We start from the raw sequence: 13,948 nt of genomic DNA on the forward strand, positions 1-13,948 counted from the left end.
GACGGGCTCCCCGACGTCGCCCTCAGGCGGAGTCGCGAATGACGAGATGCGTCTCGAGGAGGTTGACGCGCTCGGGGTGCTCGCCGGAGAGCAGCCGCAGCAGGGTGTCGGCCATGACGACGCCCATCTGCTGCGACGGCTGGGCGATCGTCGTCAGCCCGATGGGCCCGCGGGTGGCGTAGCGGCTGTTGTCGAACCCGACGATGGCGACGTCCTGCGGCACCCGGAGGCCGCGTTCCTCGAGGGCGAGCATGACGCCACTCGCCATGAGGTCGCTCGCGACGAAGATCGCGTCGACGTCGGGGTGCTCGTCGAGCAGGGTCAGGGCCGAGCGGACGCCACCGGCCTCGGTGAAGTCGCCGTGGACGAGACGCTCCTCGGACAGTCCAGCGGCCCGCACGGCGTCGCGCCACCCCTGCTCGCGGTCGATGGCGGCCGGCATGTCGGTCGGTCCGGTGATCGTCGCGATCGCCCGGCGTCCGTGCGTGATGAGGTGCTCGGTCGCCTGGACGGCGCCGAGCCGGTTGTCGACGTCGACGTAGTAGTCGGTCTTGCTGGAGACCTCACCGAAGGGCCTGCCGCCGAAGACGACCGGCAGCGACTGCCCGAGCGAGGCGAGGAAGTGGTCGCCCGAGTGGTGGGACACGACGATGGCCCCGTCGACGTTGCCGCCGAGGAGGTAGCGCCGGGTCTTCTCCGAGGGAGAGCTCGGGTGCGTCAGCTGGAGGTTGAGGACGTAGTCGCTGTCGTCGATCCGGTCGCTGATGCCCTGGACGACATCGGCGAAGTACGGGTCTCCGAAGAAGCGGTGGGCGTCCTCGGGCACGACGAGCGCGATGGACATCGTCGCCCGTGCGACGAGGGAGCGGGCCGCCCGGTTGGGCACGTAGTTGAGCTGGGCGATCGCCTTCTCGACGACGCTGAGCACCTCGGGGCTGACCCGCGGTGAGCCGTTGATGACGCGGGACACGGTCGCGCGGGACACGCCCGCCACCCGGGCGACCTCCTCGAGGGTGGGTCGCCCGGGGACGGCGAGCGTGCCGTCGCTCATGCGTCGATCTCTCCTACGGAGTCGAAGTGGGAGGTGGCACGCGTGGTAACGGTGCCGTTGGTGCTCTTCAGGTCCATCGTGCCAAAGGCCGAGGTCTCGGTGGCCGCGTCGATCGGCAGCTCGCGGCTGGCGATGATCCGGGCGTAGTCGAGTGCGCTCGTCTTCGGGGTGCGCTGCTGGGTCTCGTAGTCGACTCGGACGATACCGAACCGCTTGTCGTAACCCCACGCCCACTCGAAGTTGTCCATCAGCGACCAGTAGAAGTACCCGCGCACGGGTACGCCCGCGTCGATCGCGTCGAGGACGGCCGACAGGTGGGCTCGCACGTATGCCGTCCGCTCCCGGTCGTCGACGAAGCCCTCCGCGTCGGGGACGTCGTCGAACGCGGCGCCGTTCTCGGTGACGTGGAGGTCGACCCCGGCCGGGCCGGCGTACTCCTCCTGGAGGCGGACGAGGATCCGCGTGAGGCCCTCGGGCTGGATCGGCCAGCCCATCGACGTCACGGGGAGGTCGTGCGGGTGGTGGTGGACGTCGTCGGCAGCCGGGAAGGGCGACCGCGTCGGGTGCGCGATCGCCGGGCCCGCGGGCGCGGCGTCGGGACGCGGCGGCGCCGGTCGGTGGCTGACGAGCGAGCCGTTGTAGTAGTTCACACCGAGCACGTCGATCGGCGTCGAGATGACCTCGAGGTCACCGTCCATGATGTGGTCCTCGAGTCCCAGCCCGCGGACATCCTCGAGGAAGTCGGCCGGGTACGCGCCCTTGAAGATCGGGTCGAGGAAGACCCGGTTCATCTGGCCGTCGATCCGGCGGGCCGCGTCGACGTCGCGCGGGTCCGACGGGTCGAGCGGGTCGGCGACGGTGAAGTTGAGGGTGAGGCCGAGGCGGAGGGACGCGTCGCGCTCACGGAGGGCCTGCACGACGGAGCCGTGACCGAGCATCAGGTGGTGCGCCGCGGCGAGGCCGTCGGCGGGAGAGGTGCCACCCGGCGCGTGCTCGCCGCCGGTGTAGGAGAGGAACGACGAGCACCACGGCTCGTTGAGGGTCGTCCACGTCGAGACGCGGTCGCCGAGCCGGTCGTGGACGGCGAGGGCGTAGTCGACGAAGCGGTCGACGACCTCGCGGGACCTCCAGCCGCCGCGCTCCTCGAGGGCCTGGGGAAGGTCCCAGTGGTAGAGCGTCAGCCAGGGGGCGATGCCGGCCGCGAGGACGGAGTCGACGAGCCGCTCGTAGAAGTCGAGACCGAGCGGGTTGACCGGCCCGCCGTCGGGGCAGACCCGAGCCCACGAGGTCGAGAAGCGGTACGACTGGATCCCGAGCTCTTTCATGAGCAGGACGTCGTCGGCATACCGGTGGTAGTGGTCGCAGGCGACATCCCCCGTGTCGCCTGCGACCACGGCTCCCGGCGTGTGGGAGAAGGTGTCCCAGATCGAGTCGGTGCGCCCGTCCTCGTGGCGGGCGCCCTCGATCTGGTAGGCAGCGGTGGCGACCCCCAGGACGAAGTCGGCCGGGACCGGCCGGGTCGGCGCCAGCGTGACGGCCGGCGCGGGTGCCGAGGTCCCCGCGGTGACGGCGGTGACGGCGGTGACGGCGGTGGTGAGGTTGGGGGTCATCCCTTGACTGCTCCTTGCATGATGCCGGACACGAGCTGACGGCCGGCGACGGCGAAGACGATGAGGAGGGGGATCGCGGCGAGCACGACCCCGGCGAGCACGAGTGAGTAGTCGACGTAGTAGGCGGCCTGGAGCTGCTGGAGCGCGACCGGCAGCGTGGGGTTTCCCGGGTCGAGGATGATGAAGGGCCAGAAGAAGTTGGTCCACGTCGCGATGAAGGTGAAGAGGCCGAGCATCGCCGCACCAGGACGGGCCGCCGGGAGGGCGACGCTCCAGAAGGTGCGCAGGGTCGAGGCCCCGTCGACCCGGGAGGCCTCGATCAGCTCGTCGGGGAGCGCCTCGCCGAGGTACTGGGTCATCCAGAAGACCCCGAAGGCGTTGACGAGCGAGGGCACGATCACGGCGCCGAGGCTGCCGATCCACCCGAGCTTGGCCATGACGATGAAGAGCGGCACGATCCCGAGCTGGGTCGGCACGGCCATCGTCGCGATGACGAAGACGAGAAGCCCGGCCCGGCCGCGGAAGCGGAGCTTGGCGAACGCGAACCCGGCGAGGGTGGAGAGCAGCACGACGGAGAACGCGACGACCGTCGAGACGAGGACGCTGTTGCCCATCGCCTTCCAGAACGGGATCGACGTGGCGACCCGTGAGGCGTTCTCCAGGAAGTGGCCACCCGGCACGAGGGAGTAGGGGTCGCGCACGATCGCCGCGGCGTCCTTGCTGCCGATGACGTAGGACCACCACAGCGGGAAGGCCGAAGCGAGCAGGACGATGAGCAGGAAGACGTATGCCGTGGGGCTGGCCTGGGTGCGGCGCACGATTCTCATCGCGATCCCTTCGACGAGATCCGGCGGGTGACGAGGAAGTTGATGACGGCGAAGACCACGACGATGAGGAAGAGCATCCAGGCGACGGCCGAGGCGCGCCCGAAGTTCTTCTGGGTCCAGCCGAGGTGGTAGAGGTAGAGCGTCAGCGTCTGCCACTGGCGGTCGGCCCCGCCCATCCCGGCGGTGTCGTACATCCGTGGCTCGTCGAAGATCTGCAGGCCGCCGATCGTCGAGGTGATGACGACGAAGATGATCGTGGCGCGCAGCTGGGGGATCGTGATCGAGAAGAAGGTCCGGATCCGACCCGCGCCGTCGATCATGGCCGCCTCGTAGTAGTCGCGCGGGATCGCCTGCATCGCGGCGAGGAAGATCAGCGCGTTGTAGCCGGTCCAGCGGAAGTTGACCATCGTGGCGATCGCGACGTGGCTCGGCAGGACGTCCTTGTGCCACTGGATCGGGTCGAGGCCGACGAGGCCGAGCAGGTGGTTGAAGAGCCCGAACTTGTCGCCGAAGAGGTTGCTGAAGATGAGCGCGACCGCGACGGGAGCGACGACGTAGGGCAGCAGCACCCCCATCCGCCAGAAGGTCCGGGCCCGCAGGCCGCTGTCGAGGGCGGCGGCGATGAGCAGCGCGAGGATGATCTGCGGCACGCTCGAGAGCAGGAAGATGCTGATCGTGTTGCGCAGGGCGTTCCAGAAGTAGGGCTGCGCGAGGACGTCGGTGTAGTTCTTCAGTCCGACGAAGTCGCCCTCCCCGCCGATGAGGTTCCACTCGTGGACCGACACGTACGCGGTGTAGACGAGCGGGAAGAGGCCGACGAGGCCGAAGAGGATGAAGAACGGCGAGACGTAGAGGTAGGGGGAGGCCTTCTCGTCGGCGCGGGTGAGGCGCCGGCGCCAGGCCGGACGGGTCGGGGTGGGGGTGCGTTCCGCGGGCTCGGGGCGTCCTGGGAACTCGGTGCGCAAGGGGGAGTGCACGGTCACGGCGGTTCCGCTCGTCGGGCGGACGGCCCGGTGCCTGGTGGGGTCACCGGGCCGTCCGCGGATCGGCGCTCAGCGGCATACGGTGGGGTACGCCGTGGGCTCGTTCAGGGCTGGTCGGGGTGCGACCGCTCGGCTCAGCCGAGCGCCTTGACGTCGGAGACCCACTTGTTCCACGAGTCCTGCGGCGAGGTCCCCTGCTCGACGCGGGTGAGGGCCTGCTGCATGGCGTCGTTGATGGCGAAGTACTTCGTGCCCTTGAACGGGGACATCGTGACGGCCTTGGCCCGCTCGGCGAAGATCTTGCCGGTCGGGGCGTTGTTGAACGACGCGACGGTCACCGCGGCGAGCTCGGGGCTCTCGAGGGCAGCCTTCTGGCTCGGGAAGGCGCCGACCTTCTTGAAGGCCTTGATCTGCTGCTCGGGGGCCGTCAGCCAGGCCGCGAGCTCCTGAGCCTCCTTCGGGTGCGCGCTCTGCTTCGGCACGGTGAGGTAGGAGCCACCCCAGTTGCCGCCGCCACCGGGGAAGGTGTTGGCGACGTCCCAGCCCTTGACGCCCTTGGCGTTGCCCTCGATGACGCCGACCATCCAGCCGGGGCAGAGCATGGTCGCGAAGCCGTCCTTCTGGAAGCTCGCGGTCCAGTCGTCGCTCCACTGCTGGAGCTTGGCCGAGAGGCCGTCCGTGATGCCGGCCTGGACGACCTGGTCGTAGATCTTCTTGACCTCGGGGTTGTCCGTGGCCGTGACCGTGCCGTCGGACGGGTTCTCGTAGGCGGCCTGGACCTGGTTGATCATGCCCTGGTACGTGGCGCCGATGCTGTCGAAGAACGGCACGTTGGACTTGGCCTTGAACTGCTTGCCGGCGGCGAAGTAGCTGTCCCACGTGGTGCCGAAGAACTTGGCGACGGAGTCGCGGTCGCTCGGCAGGCCGGCCTTCTTGAAGAGGTCGCTGCGGTAGCAGATCGCCTCGGGGCCGGAGTCGGTGCCGTAGCCGATGAGGTGGCCCTTGGCGTCGGTGGCGGCCTTGGCCTTCCAGTCGAGCCAGCGGCCCTGGACGTCGGGGCTGTTGAGGTCGTTGAACTTGTCGGAGTACTGGAGCATCTCCGGGAGCCAGTCGACCTCGACGGCCTCGACGTCGGCCATGCCGCTGCCGGCGGCGAGGCGGGTGAAGAAGTTGTCGCGAGCCTCGTTGGACGTCGCGGCCTTCTTGTGGGTGACCTTGATGTTGGGGTGGGTGGCCTCGAACTCCGGGATCAGCTCGTCGTAGCCGAACTGGTTGAATGTGGCGAGGGTCAGCGTGACCGGCCCGCTGGCGCTGCTGGTCTTGGCGGCGTCGGCAGCGTCGGAGCCCCCTCCGCACGCGGTCAGGGCGGCGAGCACCCCGACGGACAGGGCCGCGGTGACGGCGATGCGGCCGGTGCGGGTGGTTCGTGTTGCCTTGCGAGATGCCATGCGCGGTGTCGTGCGCGATGCCATGAGAGCTCCTTCGGTCTCTGCCCGGGGGTGGGTGTGGGAGCGCTCTCCCAGCGGGAAACCCAACCATGAGAGCGCTCTCACGGAGAGAATGGGGGCTCCGATGCCCAGCGGTCAACCACCGTTACCAACCCGTGACCAACCGTTCCCGGGTGTGCAGCCCGGTGGCACGCGCTCCCGGGACGGGCGGGAACGGGTATGAGGCGGGGAACAGGGCCCTTCGACCGTTGACCGGCCGCTCGCCGCCGGGTTGGGATGGGGGTCACGGCCCGACGCCCGAGCGGGCCGGACGAGGGAGCGCGCCATGACGGCATACGACGTGACCGACCCCGTCGCCGACGACCGGCCCGTCGGCGACGACCGCGGCGACGACCGGCCCGACCGACCCGCCAACGACCGGCCCGACCGGCTGCGTGACGAGGCCCCAGAGCATCGCCGTCCCTACGACCTCCTCGCGATCGGCAGGGTCGGCATCGACCTCTACCCGCAGCAGTACGGCGTCCCCCTCGACGAGGTGCGCACGTTCGAGCGGTTCCTCGGGGGCAGCGCGGCGAGCGTCACCGTGGCCGCCGCCCGGCACGGTCGGCGGGCGGCGCTCATCAGCCGGACCGGGGACGACCCGTTCGGCCGCTTCGTCCACCGGCAGCTGCTCACGATGGGCGTCGACGACGCGTTCGTCGGCACCGTCCGTGGCGGACCGCCCACCCCGATCACGTTCTGCGAGGTGTTCCCGCCCGACCACTTCCCGATCTGGTTCTACCGGCACCCGACGGCCCCCGACCTGCTCATCGAGCCGGAATCCCTTCCCCTGCAGGCGATTCGGGAAGCGGGAGTCTACTGGTCGACGGTGACTGGGCTGTCCCAGGAGCCGAGTCGCTCGGCGCACGTCGCCGCGTGGGAGGAGCGCGCGGGGCGCACCCACACGGTGCTCGACCTCGACTACCGCGCGACCTTCTGGCCGGACGCCGCAACGGCGCACGACCAGGTGCAGCGGGCCCTCGCTCACGTGACCGTCACCGTCGGGAACCGCGAGGAGTGCGCGATCGCGACCGGGGAGACCGACCCCGAGCTCGCCGCCCAGGCGCTGGTCGACCGCGGGGTCGAGCTCGCCGTCGTCAAGCTGGGTCGCGACGGGGTGCTCGCGTTGAGCGACTCCGAGCGCGTCCACGTCGGAGCCTTCCCCGTCGAGGTCGTCAACGGGCTCGGTGCGGGCGACGCCTTCGGCGGGGCGCTCGTCCACGGCCTCCTGAGCGGCTGGGACCTCGAGCGCGTCCTCAACTTCGCCAACGTCGCCGGGGCGATCGTCGCCGGCCGCCTGGGCTGCTCGACCGCGATGCCGACGACGGCCGAGATCCAGACGCTGCTCGCCGACGTCGAGTTCGTCGAGGGCGCGTACTGACCGCAGTCGGTCTCGTCGCTCACACCCGCGCCTCGGACGGCTCGTCGCGCGGGACGATGGGCGTGAGCCACCGTCCCGGGACCCCTCGGGACGGTGAGGCGAGGCTCGAATCGGGTGATGGCCATGTGGAAACAGGCTCCGGGTCTGACCAGGGCAGCCTTCGTGTGGGTCGTCGGCTTCGGGGTGCTGGCCACCGTCTGGTACGTCGCCGAGGTCATCCGTGACCCGGGTGGGGTGGCGGGGGGCCTGCTCTCCGCGGCGGTCGTTGCCGCGATCGTCCTGCTCACCCTCGTCGTCCTGCGCCTGCCCGACGCGTCGGGGCGGATCCTCGACGGGGCGGTGGTCGTCGTCGTGGCGCTCGCCGTGCTGGGGGCCTTCACGAGTGTCACCACCGGTTGGGGGCCCGGCACGGCCGTCGCGGCCTTCGTCGTCGCGGTGCCGATCGCGTTCCTGGGTCTGCGCGAGCCGCGTCATGCCGCGATCCTCCTGCTCGTGGCGGGCGTGGCGCCCCTGCTCGAACGCGTCGGACGCGCGCTCAGCCAGGGGGAGGGGCCGGTGCTGCACGGCATCGGGGGGTCCGCGGGAGCGGTTGCACTGCCGCTCATCGTCGGCGGCGTGCTCTTCCTGCTCGCGGGGCGGGTCGACCGGCGGATGCTCTAGCGGCAGCTGCCCGGAAACGAGAAAACCCGCCCCCGCTGGTCACGTCGCCGAACAAGACCAGCAGGGGCGGGTGCCCTTTGACCCGGTGATCTGACAGGGGGAGGAGATCACCGAGCCGCACAGGAGCAACTCACGTAGACGACTATGACCGCCGCACCTTAAAGAACCCTGAGTCTGCCGTCCCAGTTGTGTGGGCTTTGCGGCGCCGCTGCTCGGACACCTCAGCTGGTATGCCGCTGGGCGGCCTTCTCGTGGCCCTGACCGGCCGCTTCGCTGGGCCTCCCGTGAGCGCGGCGCGGTCAGCGAAGCCCGGCGTGGTCAGCGAAGCCCTTGGCGCCGTCAGCGGGCGCCCGTCACCATCCAGGCGTCCTGCCGGGACCGCCAGCCCAGCATGCCGGCGCGGATCACCATGAACGCCGTGAACGCGAGCCAGAGGGTGACGACGTCGCGGCTGGCCGAGCCGCTCGGCCCGGCGGCGCGAACAGTGAGGATGATCGGCAGGTAGGCGAGCAGGGTCGCGAGCTGGCCCCATGCCAGCCAGCGTCCGTCGCCCGCCCCGATGAGCACGCCGTCGAGGACGAAGACGTAGCCCGAGACGGCCTGGCCGAGTCCGACGACCACGAGCGCCGCTCCGAGCGTCGCCCTGACATCGGGGTCGGACGTGAAGAGCGGCGGGATGACGCCGTGCAGGGCCACGAGGACGAGCCCGAGCACAAGGCCTCCCCAGACGCCCCAGCGGACCATCGTCGCCGTGGTCACGCGCACCCCGACGGTGTCGCCCGCACCCAGGGCGCGTCCGGTGAGGGCCTGTGCCGCGATCGCGAGGGCGTCGAGGGCGAAGGCGAGGAAGGACCACACCGTGAGGGCCACCTGGTGGGCTGCGAGGGGGACGTCGCCGAGGGAGGCCGCGACCCACGTCGTGACGAGGAGCGTGGCCCGGAGAGCGAGGGTGCGCACGAGGAGCGGGAAGCCGGTCCGGGCGGCGGCGAGGACGCGGCCAGGGTGGGGTCGCAGCTCCGAGCCCCGGCGCCCCGCCTGCCGGAGCACGACGGTGACGAGGGCGACGGCCATGCCGGTCTGGGCCGTGACCGTGCCCCAGGCGGAGCCGGCGATGCCCCAGTGCAGGCCGTAGACGAGGACGACGTTGAGCACGATGTTCGCGCCGAAGCCGGCGACGGAGGCGATGAGCGGGGTCGTCGTGTCCTGCAGGCCCCGGAGCACCCCCGTCACCGCCATGATGACGAGCATCGCGGGGAGGCCGATGGCCGAGATCCGCAGGTACGTCGTCGCCTGGTCGAGCGCGGCGGGAGAGGCGCCGAAGAGGGCGCAGATCGGCCGCGCCGCGACCGCGACGACGACGGCCGTCACCGCGCCGATGCCGACCGAGAGCCACAGCCCGTCGAGGCCGGCGCTGATGGCCGCGCGCTCGTCACCCGCGCCGAGGTGGCGGGCCACGACGCTCGTCGTGCCGTAGGCGAGAAAGACGAACACGCCCGCGGCCGTCGCCAGGGCGGCGCTCGCGACCCCGAGGCCGGCGAGCTCGGCCGTTCCGAGGTGGCCGACGATCGCCGAGTCGGCGAGGAGGAAGAGCGGTTCGGCGATGAGGGCGAGGAACGCCGGGACCGCGAGCCGCAGGATCTCGCGCCGATGGCTCGGCTGCGCCACCGGCTGCGGGGTGGCGGTCACGGGAGCGGCCCGAGATGCTTGAGGGCCTCGCGGCGCGAGAGCCCCGACAGGTCCGGGTGCCCGGCCACGAAGCGGCGCACCCACTCCGGGTCGGATCGGGCGTGGTCGCGCAGGGCCCAGCCGATCGCCTTGCGCGCGAAGAAGTCCGGGTCGCCGATGGTGGGCTCGATGACGTCGGTGAGCAGCTCCTGGTCGAGGCGCTCGCGCGTGCCGACCTGGCAGAGGATCGCGGCGCGCCGGACCCACAACGAATCGCTCCGGGCCCACTCGCGCATCCGTGGCGCCTCGACCGCAGGAGCGGCGAGGACGGTGTCGCGCACGAGGTGCGTCGCGATGTCGTCGACGACGTCCCACCAGGCGCCCTCGCGGATCAGCCTCTCCCACAGCGGCATCGCGTCGCTGTCGACCCAGGCCCGGTAGGGACGGTGACGCGCAAGGGCGAGAGCGGCATACCATTGCTCGCGATGGGTGGCCCCGCGCCAGATCGCCTCGATGGTCGCCAGCCACGCGTCGCGGGAGCGCAGTCGGTAGGCCGGGTCGCGCAGGATCGGCCCGACCACGGCCCGGAAGGCGGGGGAGGTGAGGCCGAAGTAGGGCATGGCCGACTTCATGTAACGCTGCTGGCCCGCCGCCCGCTCGGGGTCGGCGGCCTGCTCGAGGGCAGCGGTGATGGCCGCGGCGAGGTCGAGGCGCGCCTCCGGGTCGGACAGGGCGTCGGCGGACATGGCGACCAACGTAGCCGGGACCGGGGACGTCCCGTCCTGAGCGGCCGTCAGGCGGGAGTGCCGAACCGGACCGCGTTGCGGGCGCGAGCCTTCTCGCGCTCGACCTCGCGGTCCTTGGGCGGAGCGCTCGTCGTCAGGTGCTCGAGGAGGTGCTGGGTCGCGTGGGCGATCGCCTCGACGGCCTCGTCGAAGGCCTCCTGGTTGGCCTGGCTGGGCTTGGTGGCGCCGCTCACCTTGCGGACGTACTGGAGCGCGGCCGCGCGCACCTCGTCACTCGTCGCCGGCGGGTCGAAGTTGTGGAGCTGGCGGATGTTCCGGCACATGCCTCCAAGGGTAGGCCGCGCCACCGACCGTGCCCGCTGAGCGCTGCATCGTCTCGCGGGCGGTGCGACGATGGAGGGCATGGTCGATGAGCCCCGAGCGGCAACGGACGTGCCGGACCTGGCGCCAGTCGCGACGGCGCCGCCGGTCACGTGCACCCCTCCTCTCGCGGTGGGCGTCGCCGCGGACGTCGGGGAGTGCGCCCTCGCGAAGCAGCTCGCCATGGGGACCCGCCGCGGAAGGCTGGTCCTCACGACGACGATCCTCGGCAGCGGGATCGCCCTGCTCGACGGCACGATCGTCAACGTCGCACTCCCGCACATCGGCCGTGAGCTCGATGCCGACCTCGCGCAGCTCCAGTGGGTCGTCAACGCCTACGCACTGGCTCTCGCGTCACTCATCCTTCTCGGCGGGTCACTGGGTGACCGTTTCGGACGGGCCCGGATGTACGCGATCGGCACGGCGGGCTTCGGACTCGCCTCGCTCGCGTGCGGCCTGGCACCGTCGATCGGGACCCTCATCGCCGCGCGCGCCGTGCAGGGCGTCGCGGCGGCCCTTCTCGTCCCGGGAAGCCTCGCGATCCTCCAGGCCTCCTTCCGTCGCAAGGACCGGATGGCGGCGATCGGGGCATGGACGGGCCTGCTCGGGGTCGCCTCGGCGTCAGGACCGATCATCGGCGGCTGGCTCGTCGACCACAGCTGGCGGTGGGCGTTCTGGCTCAACGTGCCGCTGACCGCCCTCGTCGTCGTGCTGACGGTGCTCTACGTGCCGGAGTCCAGCAACCCGCAGGCGACCCGGCGCCTCGACGTCGCTGGCGTGGCGCTCGCCGTGCTCGGCCTCGGCTGCCTGACCTATGCCCTCACCACCGGCCCGAGCCACAGCGGCCTCCTTCCGTGGGTGATCGGGGTCGTCGGCGTCCTGTCGCTCGTCGGGTTCGTCCTGGTCGAACGTCGGACCAGTCACCCGATGGTGCCGCCGCGGCTCTTCGAGAGCCGGGTCTTCACCTCGGTCAACATCGTCACCCTCCTCGTCTACGCCGGACTCGGCGCGGCGCTGCTCTTCCTCGTGCTCTTCCTCCAGGTCGTGGCCGGGTGGTCGGCACTCGCCGCCGGAACGGCCACCTTGCCGCTCAGCCTCGCGATGCTCCTGCTCGCGCAGCGCTTCGGCGCGCTGGCGACGGTCCACGGCCCCCGGAGGTACATGGTCGGAGGGACGCTCGTCGCGGCGGCCGGCTTCGTCCTGCTCGGCTTCGCCCCGTCGCAGCCGTCGTATGCCGTCCACATCCTTCCCGGGATGACGCTCGTCGGCCTCGGGCTGGCGATGCTCGTCGCCCCGCTGACCGGGACGGTCCTCGCCGCGGCGCCGGACGAGCTGTCGGGCACGGCGAGCGGGGTCAACAACGCGGTCTCGCGCACGGCCGGCCTCCTCGCCGTCGCGGCCCTGCCGCCCCTCGTCGGGCTGTCCGGGGCGGCCTACGAGGACCCGGTCGCGATGGCGAGCGCCTATCGCGCCGCGATGTGGGTGTGCGCGGGCCTGGTCGCCTCGGGGGCCGTGATCACGGCGCTCGGCCTGCGCGCCGAGCCTGTCGGGCAGGCCCAACCCGAGGTGGCCTGACCTCCGCCGCTACGGCACTGCCCAGGATTCGTGCGCAGTGCCGTAGCCCGCGGGGTGGGGGTGTTCCTGCTCCTTACGTCACTGCCCAGGATTGCTGGGCAGTGCCGTAGCCCGCGGGGTGGGGGTGTTCCTGCTCCATACGTCACTGCCCAGGATTGCTGGGCAGTGCCGTAGCGCGCGTGGTGGGGGTGGGATCGCTGGGTTGCTCGGCTGGCAGAAAATGTTGGGACGGGGTCTTGTCAGTTGGGAGTTAGTAAAGTTTACTAACTCCCGTGACCACCGCTCCTCCCCGCGCCCGACGGGTCCGGCAGCGATCGGCAGTGCAGCCGGCGCACGGACGACGGCACAACCTGTCGCTCGTCCTCCAGTCGCTGTACTCGACCGGCGCCATGAGCAGGGCCGACCTCGCCCGAGAGCTCGGCCTCACCAAGGTGACCGTGTCGGACCTCGTCAGCCAGCTCCTCGAGAGCGGCCACGCCGTGGAGCTCGGGCCGTCCGAGGTCGTCCGGCCCGGCAAGCCCGCCACCCTCGTCGACGTCAACCGCACGGGCCTGCAGATCATCGGGGTGGATCTCACCGCCCACGAGGTGCTCCTGGCCGCGGTGCTCGACCTCGACGGCAACATCCTCGCCCGCGCCGAACGCTCGATCGGCGACGAGCGCGGCAAGCAGATCCTCGACACGCTCCTCGACCTCGTCCACGAGATCGTCGGCGCCGCAACCGCCCCCCTCCTCGGCGTCGGCGTCGGCACGCCCGGTCTCGTCGGCCCCGGTGGCGTCGTCAGCACGGCGCCCAACCTCGGCTGGACCGACGTCCCGCTCCGCGACCTGCTCGCCGAAGCGACACAGCTCCCCGTGTTCGTCTGCAACGACGCCGACGCCGCCGTCCACGCCCACTACACGCTCGGGGACGGTGGCGACGACCTCCTCCTCGTCAAGATCGGCCGCGGTGTCGGCTGCGGTCTCATCGTCGGCGGTCAGCGCGTCCGCGGCGCGCACTTCGCCGCCGGTGAGATCGGACACGTCACGGTCGGCACCGACGGCGGGGCGCCGTGCCGATGCGGCAAGGTCGGCTGCCTCGAGACCTGGCTCTCGGCTCCCAACCTCGAGAAGGCCCTCGCCGGCGCGACCGACGACGCCCCGCTGCGAGAGGCCGGGGAGCGGCTCGGGATCGCCCTCGCTCCCGTCGTCGGCGTCCTCGACCTGTCCGAGGTCGTCCTCAGCGGGCCCGAGCACCTCCTCGGCGATGCCCTCCTTCGCGCCGTCGACGAGACCCTGCGCGCTCGCACCCTCGCCCGCCCCGCCGAGGACCTCGTCGTACGGCTCGCCTCCGACTCCACCGACATCGTCCTGCGGGGCGCCTCGGTGCTCGTCCTCTGGGACCAGCTCGGGGTCGCCTGAGCCGGCCCGGCGGCATATGCCGTGCTGGCCCACGTCCCAGACAGCCCACACCACCTGGGCGAACCACCCGAAACCCGCCAAACCCACCAGACGCACGAAACCCATCAGACGCACGAAACGCACGAGAACGACGACACCCAGACAGACCACGCACCATCACGCGCAGCACCCGGTCCATCCGGCTCATCACGCAACTCGGTCCG

Annotated in this window: 12 protein-coding genes; 4 read left to right on the forward strand and 8 right to left on the reverse strand. The window is 71.3% G+C overall.

Going from position 1 to position 13,948, the window contains the following annotated elements:
* Positions 1–22: 22 nt before the first annotated feature.
* From N865_RS08150 to N865_RS08170, 5 genes are all read right to left on the reverse strand, one after another.
* Positions 23–1,051, reverse strand: a complete 1,029-nt coding sequence (locus N865_RS08150; RefSeq protein ID WP_034803972.1) for a LacI family DNA-binding transcriptional regulator — start codon at positions 1,049–1,051, stop codon at positions 23–25.
* The gene (locus N865_RS08155) at positions 1,048–2,661 is read right to left on the reverse strand and encodes a GH1 family beta-glucosidase (RefSeq protein ID WP_084328062.1); all 1,614 of its coding nucleotides are present in this window, start codon (positions 2,659–2,661) and stop codon (positions 1,048–1,050) included. Before N865_RS08155 ends, N865_RS08150 begins: the two co-directional genes overlap by 4 nt.
* On the reverse strand, positions 2,658–3,488 hold the full coding sequence (locus N865_RS08160) for a carbohydrate ABC transporter permease (protein ID WP_051510343.1): 831 nt from the start codon (positions 3,486–3,488) through the stop codon (positions 2,658–2,660). Before N865_RS08160 ends, N865_RS08155 begins: the two co-directional genes overlap by 4 nt.
* Positions 3,485–4,471, reverse strand: coding sequence for a carbohydrate ABC transporter permease (locus N865_RS08165; RefSeq protein WP_051510344.1), 987 nt, complete (start codon positions 4,469–4,471; stop codon positions 3,485–3,487). The genes N865_RS08160 and N865_RS08165 overlap by 4 nt, the downstream gene beginning before the upstream one ends.
* Positions 4,472–4,605: 134 nt before the next feature.
* The gene (locus N865_RS08170; RefSeq protein WP_051510361.1) at positions 4,606–5,919 is read right to left on the reverse strand and encodes an ABC transporter substrate-binding protein; all 1,314 of its coding nucleotides are present in this window, start codon (positions 5,917–5,919) and stop codon (positions 4,606–4,608) included.
* A gap of 325 nt (positions 5,920–6,244) precedes the next feature.
* Between N865_RS08170 and iolC the strand changes: the two genes are divergently transcribed.
* Positions 6,245–7,339, forward strand: coding sequence for a 5-dehydro-2-deoxygluconokinase (gene iolC, locus N865_RS08175; RefSeq protein ID WP_084328063.1), 1,095 nt, complete (start codon positions 6,245–6,247; stop codon positions 7,337–7,339).
* 117 nt (positions 7,340–7,456) lie between these two features.
* Positions 7,457–7,999, forward strand: a complete 543-nt coding sequence (locus tag N865_RS08180) for a hypothetical protein (RefSeq protein ID WP_034803974.1) — start codon at positions 7,457–7,459, stop codon at positions 7,997–7,999.
* A gap of 339 nt (positions 8,000–8,338) precedes the next feature.
* On the opposite strand, the gene N865_RS08185 is transcribed toward N865_RS08180, so the two are convergent.
* Genes N865_RS08185 through N865_RS08195 form a run of 3 tightly spaced genes read right to left on the reverse strand, consistent with a single transcriptional unit; the run spans position 8,339 to position 10,733 of the window.
* On the reverse strand, positions 8,339–9,685 hold the full coding sequence (locus N865_RS08185; protein WP_169735720.1) for an MATE family efflux transporter: 1,347 nt from the start codon (positions 9,683–9,685) through the stop codon (positions 8,339–8,341).
* Positions 9,682–10,410, reverse strand: coding sequence for a DNA alkylation repair protein (locus N865_RS08190; RefSeq protein WP_051510345.1), 729 nt, complete (start codon positions 10,408–10,410; stop codon positions 9,682–9,684). The genes N865_RS08185 and N865_RS08190 overlap by 4 nt, the downstream gene beginning before the upstream one ends.
* A gap of 47 nt (positions 10,411–10,457) precedes the next feature.
* Positions 10,458–10,733, reverse strand: coding sequence for a DUF2277 domain-containing protein (locus N865_RS08195; RefSeq protein ID WP_034803976.1), 276 nt, complete (start codon positions 10,731–10,733; stop codon positions 10,458–10,460).
* A 79-nt stretch (positions 10,734–10,812) separates the two neighbouring features.
* On the opposite strand from N865_RS08195, the gene N865_RS08200 reads away from it, so the two are divergent.
* Both N865_RS08200 and N865_RS08205 read left to right on the forward strand, forming a co-directional pair.
* Positions 10,813–12,345: an MFS transporter gene (locus N865_RS08200; protein ID WP_051510346.1), complete on the forward strand. Its 1,533-nt coding sequence runs from the start codon at positions 10,813–10,815 to the stop codon at positions 12,343–12,345.
* Positions 12,346–12,617: 272 nt separating this feature from the next.
* Positions 12,618–13,745 carry an ROK family transcriptional regulator gene (locus N865_RS08205; protein ID WP_034803977.1) on the forward strand — a complete coding sequence of 376 codons (1,128 nt, stop codon included), beginning with the start codon at positions 12,618–12,620 and terminating at the stop codon, positions 13,743–13,745.
* Positions 13,746–13,948 lie beyond the last annotated feature (203 nt).

It is taken from the genome of Intrasporangium oryzae NRRL B-24470 (assembly GCF_000576595.1).
GTDB classification, from domain to species: domain Bacteria; phylum Actinomycetota; class Actinomycetes; order Actinomycetales; family Dermatophilaceae; genus Intrasporangium_C; species Intrasporangium_C oryzae.